This is a genomic window from Acidiphilium sp. (assembly GCF_049977125.1).
Classification (GTDB): Bacteria; Pseudomonadota; Alphaproteobacteria; order Acetobacterales; family Acetobacteraceae; genus Acidiphilium.
Map to the genome: position 1 here is coordinate 12,333 of NZ_JBMFGY010000063.1, position 6,102 is coordinate 18,434.

General features: G+C 66.1%; 6 protein-coding genes. All 6 read right to left on the reverse strand.

Going from position 1 to position 6,102, the window contains the following annotated elements:
• Positions 1-8: 8 nt before the first annotated feature.
• The 6 genes from motA to ACP5E6_RS10925 are packed head-to-tail and all read right to left on the reverse strand — an operon-like array spanning position 9 to position 6,028.
• Positions 9-878 carry a flagellar motor stator protein MotA gene (motA, locus tag ACP5E6_RS10900; RefSeq protein WP_427954267.1) on the reverse strand — a complete coding sequence of 290 codons (870 nt, stop codon included), beginning with the start codon at positions 876-878 and terminating at the stop codon, positions 9-11.
• 39 nt (positions 879-917) lie between these two features.
• A complete protein-coding gene (locus tag ACP5E6_RS10905; protein ID WP_427954268.1) occupies positions 918-1,964 on the reverse strand; it encodes a flagellar motor protein MotB in 1,047 nt (348 codons plus the stop codon).
• Between the two features lie 53 nt (positions 1,965-2,017).
• Positions 2,018-3,010 carry a threonine ammonia-lyase gene (locus tag ACP5E6_RS10910; RefSeq protein WP_427954269.1) on the reverse strand — a complete coding sequence of 331 codons (993 nt, stop codon included), beginning with the start codon at positions 3,008-3,010 and terminating at the stop codon, positions 2,018-2,020.
• Complete coding sequence (locus ACP5E6_RS10915) at positions 3,010-4,443, reverse strand: glycosyltransferase family 39 protein (protein ID WP_427954270.1); 1,434 nt, start codon at positions 4,441-4,443, stop codon at positions 3,010-3,012. The genes ACP5E6_RS10910 and ACP5E6_RS10915 overlap by 1 nt, the downstream gene beginning before the upstream one ends.
• Complete coding sequence (locus tag ACP5E6_RS10920) at positions 4,440-5,534, reverse strand: glycosyltransferase (protein ID WP_427954271.1); 1,095 nt, start codon at positions 5,532-5,534, stop codon at positions 4,440-4,442. Before ACP5E6_RS10920 ends, ACP5E6_RS10915 begins: the two co-directional genes overlap by 4 nt.
• Positions 5,535-5,542: 8 nt before the next feature.
• Positions 5,543-6,028, reverse strand: coding sequence for a peroxiredoxin (locus tag ACP5E6_RS10925; protein ID WP_427954272.1), 486 nt, complete (start codon positions 6,026-6,028; stop codon positions 5,543-5,545).
• Positions 6,029-6,102 lie beyond the last annotated feature (74 nt).

A 6,102-nucleotide genomic window follows, 5' to 3' on the forward strand; every position in this document is an offset into this window, starting at 1 on the left:
GCCCGGCGTCACGCGCCGATTTTGAGCGTCTGGACCGATTCCTCGAGTTCAGCAAAACTGGGCATGTGCATGTTGGGCACCATTTTTCGACCGATCTCGACGCTGACCTGCGGCGCATTGCCGTGGAGATGTGCGACCAGAACGGCGCGAATGACCTCGAAATAGCGTGAATCCTCCTCGACCACGGCGCGCATTTTGACCGACAGCGGCGCGACGACACCATAGGCCAGCAACACGCCGAGAAACGTCCCCGTGAGGGCTTCGCCGATCATTTCTCCCAGAACCGCGGGCGGCTGGCTGATATGCGCCATGGTTTTAATCACCCCCAACACCGCCGCCACAATGCCGAGCGCGGGCAAGCCGTCGGCCATGGTCTGCAAATTATGCGCGCCGTGCAGCTCCTCGTTCAGGTTTTTGCGCAGTTCGCGCGCCATGATGTCTTCGATCTGATAGGGATCGTCCGCATTCATCCCGACCATACGCAGATAGTCGCACACGATCGCGGTGGCGTGGTGGTTTTTCAGGATGCGCGGAAAATGCTGAAAAACCGGGCTTTCCTCTGGTCTTTCAATATGGGCCTCGAGTGCCATCGCCCCCTTGGTCGAGGCAAGCCGCACCAGATAGAACAACATGCACAGAAGATCGGTGTAGTCGGATTTCTTGAACGCACTGCCTTTCATGACTTTTTTGAAGTCGCCCATGGTGTGCTTGATGTCGTGCATCGAATTGCCGGCGATGAAAGTGCCAATCGCGGCCCCGCCGATCGTGACGAATTCCAGCGGTAACGACTTCATCAGCGGCCCGATCGCGCCGCCGGTACCGATAAAGACGCCAAACACACAGACGAGTAGAAAGACCACGCCTCCCAAAGTCAGCATAACTCACCGGAATATCCAAACAGATCATCGTATTGCGGGTCATGGCGACGTACCGCCCTCTGTTTTGACCCCATCGGACGGCATTGGTCGCAAGACCAGAATGGCAACCCGCCGATTGGCTGCCGCCCGCGGGTGCTCGGGCAGCAGAAGGTGACGATCAGCATAGCCTGCAACCGCGCTGATCAGGGGTTTCGGCAGACCTGACTGCTCCATCAATTGCCGCGTCGCGTTGGCCCGATCGACCGACAGATCCCAGTTGCTGTGACCGGGCTCCAGATAGGGGGTCGCGTCGGTGTAGCCGGAGATTTTGATCGGATCGCCGAGTTTCGCCAGGATCGGCGTAATCTTGCGGATCAGATCACGCGTCATTTGGTTGGGGGCGGCTGAGCCGAGCAGAAACATCGGCCGCTTATGGGTATCCATGATCTGGATTTTCAGACCCTGCGGCGTTTCCTGAATGCTGATCTGGTGCGATAGAACCCGAAGCGCCGGATCGGACGCGATCGCCTGCTTCATCGCCTGCGAGGCCGCGGCGAAACGGCGATGACCGAGATTGCCGGGGGCCAGTCCGCCCGAAGCCTGCGCCGAAGCTTGAACCATCGCCGGCTGAGGTTTCGGCACGGCGCCGGCGCCAGGTTTATCGGTGCCTGATTGGGTCACGGGAACATTCGCGAGCTGTGTGCCGGTCACCGTCACGGGGCGGATCTGCCGGCCCTGCGGCACATGCGGCACGGCGGGCGATACCGGATTATGCCCGACCGTGACGCGCACCGCGCCCAGATCGGAGGAGAGTGCGCCATGATCGAACGGGGTGCTGCCGCCGAACGGCTTACCCTCGCCCGACGCGCCGCGATTGAGCACGTTCGCCTGGCTGAAATAATCGGCAAGCCCGACCCGTTGCGCCTCGGTCGTGGCGTTGATCAGCCACATCAGCAGAAAGAACGCCATCATCGCGGTCACGAAATCCGCATAGGCGACTTTCCAGGCGCCACCGTGATGGCCACCCTCGATAATTTCTTCCTTGCGGATAATGAGGTTGACTGCCTGATTACCCGCCTTGCCTGTTTTCGCTTTTCGTGAAGCCATAGCCCTTGCACCGCCTTTGCGGCGCAGTATCGCGGGGCGGGGTTAACGAACGACTAATCGGGGCGAGAAGATTGGGTGGTTATCGCCCGGGTCAGGACATCAGGATCGATATTGCCGCCCGACAGGATCACGCCCACCCGCAAGCCACGGGTCGGCACCGCGCCATTCAGCAGAGCGGCCAGTGCGACCGCGCCGCCCGGCTCGACGACCAGCTTCAGATGACGCACGGCAAAACCGATCGCCCCGATCACCGCATCATCGGATACCGTGACGGCGCCGGCCAGCCATTGGCGGTTGATCGAGAAGGTCAGCGCGCCCGGCGCCATTGCCAGCAGCGCATCGCACAGCATCGAGCCGGTGCCGTCATTGCCGATGATGTGACCGGCTGCGAGCGAGCGGGCGGTATCGTCCCAGCCTTCGGGTTCCACGGCGATCAGCCGGGTCTGCGGCGAGACCGCCTGCAACGCCAGCGCGCATCCGGCGGTCAGGCCACCGCCGCCGGTGCAGACCAGAACGAGGTCGAGTGTCGCCCCGGTGGCCGCTGCATCCGCCACCAGTTCGAGCGCGAGCGTACCCTGCCCGGCGATCACGTCGGGATGCTCGAACGGCGGGATCAGCGCGGCTCCGGTGCGATCTGCGACGGCCTGGGCGATCGCGGCGCGATCGGCGGTGCGGCGGTCGAACGGAATGATCTCGGCACCCCAGCGTGCGGTCGCCTCGCGCTTGATCAGCGGTGCGTCGGACGGCATCACAACGGTCGCGGGCAGGCCCAGGGCGGCGGCGGCGCAGGCGATCGCCTGGCCGTGGTTGCCGGAGGAATAGGTCACGACACCCCGCTTGCGCGCGGCTTGCGGCAGGGTCAACAGGGCGTTGGTCGCCCCGCGCAACTTGAAGCTTCCCGTGCGTTGCAGCGGTTCGGCCTTGATGAACACCTGTGCGCCGAGGCGATCGTCGAGCATGGGGACGCGCAGGGTGGGGGTGCGCACGATATGCGGCGCGATCAGCCGGTGGGCGCGCTGGACATCATCGGGTGTCGGTTGATGCATCAGCGGGGTCTCCGCATGATCGCGCTGTGTAACGTTCCCATGAAGGTCACCTCATAGACGGCATAGGTTGCAACCACCGCGCCGGCACGCGTGCGCGTCAGCCGGCCGAGGGGCGTGACATCGGTGAAGGCCGGCGCTGCGGGTCGCGGCAGATAGAGTGGCGCGATCAGCAGCAGGGTCTGCCCCGGCATCACGCGCGGATCGGTGAAATACTGCCAGCGCGCGCCCAATCCGGCAACCGCGACCGTTTGCGGCGCATCGTGGGCGAGTTCGGCAACCACACCGTAATCGGGCGAGGCGATGATGGCGACATGCCGCGCCGCTGCCAGATGTATCACCTCTGCGGCCAGATGATGCCAGCCGGCGAGTTGCAGCGCGGTCGGGTCGCGATGCACCGGGATCGGGATCGGGGCGGCGATCGCCTGGAGATAGACGGCGGCGGACATCACGGCGCCCAGGGCGGCCGCCGGCACCAGGAAGCGACGGGTGAGGCGCGTCGCGGCACCGGCCGCGGCCAGCGCGGCACCGGGGATCATGATCGCCGGCCAGTTCGGCTGCACCGGGCCGGAGAGCACATGTTCGGCGAACACCGCGCCGGGCACCAGGACCACCAGCGCCACCAGCTTCGCCGGGGCGCCAGGCGCGCGCAGACTTGCCCAGACACCGATGCTCATCAGGACGATGACCCCTGGCGTGACCAATCCGATCTGGCCACCGATCAAAGCGATGAGGTGACCCGGCGCGGCGGCGAGGTCGAGATGGGTGCTGCGGCCGCCCTGTTTGAGGAAACTGACCCAACGATGCGACGCGTTCCAGCCGATGACGGGCGCGAATACCGCAAGGGACAGGGCGAGGCCGAACCAGGGCAGCTTCCGGCGCAGGGCGGCCCGTCCCGCTGTGGTGATCAGCAGCCAGGCTCCGATCGCGACGAGAAGCAGCAGGCCGGTGTATTTGGCATCGAGCGCCAGCCCGGCCGCGATGCCCGCCGCCAGCCACCATCGATCGTTGCCGGTGGCGGACCAGCGCGCGACCGCGGCGATCGTCGCGGTCCAGCACAGCAGGAGTGGTGTGTCGGGTGTGGTGATGACGGCGCCGACGTTGAGGAGAAGTGTTGCGTTCAGCAGGATCGCGGCGGTGACGCCGGCGTTGCGGCCAGGGAACAAATCCTCGCCGGCGCGCCAGAGCAGCACCGAACCGAGCGCCGCGCCGAGCGGTGAGAGCAGGCGGATGCCCAGCGGACTCGCGCCGAACAGGCTGGTGCCGGCGCGGATCCACCAGGCGATCAGCGGTGAATCGTCGAAATAGCCCGGTTGCAGATGAAGCGACCACAGCCAGTAATACGCCTCATCCGGGGCGAGGGGCACCAGCGCCGCCACGATCAGGCGGATCAGCGTGAGGCCGGCCAGCAGGATCAGCAGGGTGCGCGGCGTCACCGGGCACGCCAGACCAGCGTGGCGGAGACGGCGTAGTTCCAGACCACGCCGATCGCTGAACCGGCGGCGCTGGCCGCGATGCCCGCGGTATTGGCGTGATAGAGCGCGCGGGCGATGCCGACATTGGCGATCGCGCCGAGGCCGCAGACCAGCATGAACAGCACCAAGCCGCGCCAGTAGCGGGCGCCGCGCAGGCGGATGGTGCGATAGGTCAGGCGGTTGTTCATTTCGAAATTCGCGACCATGGCGATGATCGTGCCGATCGCCTGGGCAGTGCCGAAATCGATGCCGGCCCGGCGCGCGAGGAGGGTGACGATCAGGTTGACCACCATGCCGAAGGCGCCGACCAGAGCGAAGGCGAGGAAGCGGAGCGGCAGTCCGCCGCCGAGGGTGTTGTCGATCAGAAGCCCGGCGAATTGCACCAGCACCAGAATATCGAGCTTGCTCTCGCCGGCGGCGCGGGGACGGAACCGGTACGGCACCTCGACGATGTGCAACGGTTGCGGCGAGGCGAGCAGCAGATCGAGCAGGATCTTGAAGCCCTGCCCGTTCAGCCGGTGGGCCAGCGCCTCGAATTTTGCGCGGCGGATCAGGAAGAACCCGCTCATCGGATCGTTGATCGGGGCGCGTGCCAGAATCCGGGCGAGGCGGATGCCGCTGGCGGAGAGACGTTCGCGCCAGAGCGAGGCGAGGCCGGCGGCATCGCCGCCGCTGACATGACGGCTGCCGACCGCGATGTCGGCCCCTTGCTGCACGGCGGCGAGCATCAGCGGCAATCGGGTTTCATCGTGTTGCAGATCGCCATCGATCACGGCGATGAAATCGGCCGAGGTCGAGAGCGCGCCCTCGATCACCGCCGAGGACAGACCGCGACGGCCGATGCGGCGCAGGCAGCGCACCCGTGGGTCGGCGTGCGCGATGCGGCGGACGGCATCGGCGGTGCCGTCGGGGCTGTCATCATCGACGAAGACGACTTCCCAGGCGATGCCGGCGAGGGCGGCATCGAGGGCGGCGATCATCGGGGCGACGTTCGGCGCCTCGTTGTAGCAGGGCACGACGACACAGAGCGTCGGGCCGGCGGCCGTGGTCACGGCGACGGTCAGGCGGGCAGCGCCTCCAGGATCGCCTCGGCGCGGCTGACGTCGAACCCGCCGGCCTGCTCGACCGCGAGATAGGTGACCACGCCGTCCTTGGCGATCAGCGCGAAACGCTGGCTGCGGACACCGAGGCCACGGGCGACCAGATCGAGTTCGAGGCCGAGCGCGCGGGTGAACATGGCCGAGCCATCGGCCAGGAAGACGATCGGGGCGGTGTCCTTCTGGCTCGCGGCCCAGGCGCCCATGACGAACACGTCGTTCACCGCGAGACAGACGATGTCATCGACGCCCCTGGCCTTCAGCGCGTCGTAATGCTCGGCGAAACCGGGGAGATGACGCGCGCTGCACGTGGGGGTGAAGGCACCCGGCACCGCGAACATCACGATTGTCTTGCCGGCGAAGAGTTCGCCAGTGTCGATTTCCTGCGGCCCGTCGGCGCCGGGGGTCATCAGCTTCATCGCCGGAAGCCTGTCGCCTAATTTGATCATCATGTGGTCTCCTGAACAACCTGGGTCTCGGCGCTCTGGTAGCCGAACATTGCGGGTCCGTGAAGCCGGGGCGG

Bases quoted from the DNA above. Each gene is read 5' to 3' on its own strand.
- motA (WP_427954267.1), bottom strand. From the start codon at position 878: ATGCTGACTTTGGGAGGCGTGGTCTTTCTACTCGTCTGTGTGTTTGGC.
- ACP5E6_RS10905 (WP_427954268.1), bottom strand. From the start codon at position 1,964: ATGGCTTCACGAAAAGCGAAAACAGGCAAGGCGGGTAATCAGGCAGTC.
- ACP5E6_RS10910 (WP_427954269.1), bottom strand. From the start codon at position 3,010: ATGCATCAACCGACACCCGATGATGTCCAGCGCGCCCACCGGCTGATC.
- ACP5E6_RS10925 (WP_427954272.1), bottom strand. From the start codon at position 6,028: ATGATCAAATTAGGCGACAGGCTTCCGGCGATGAAGCTGATGACCCCC.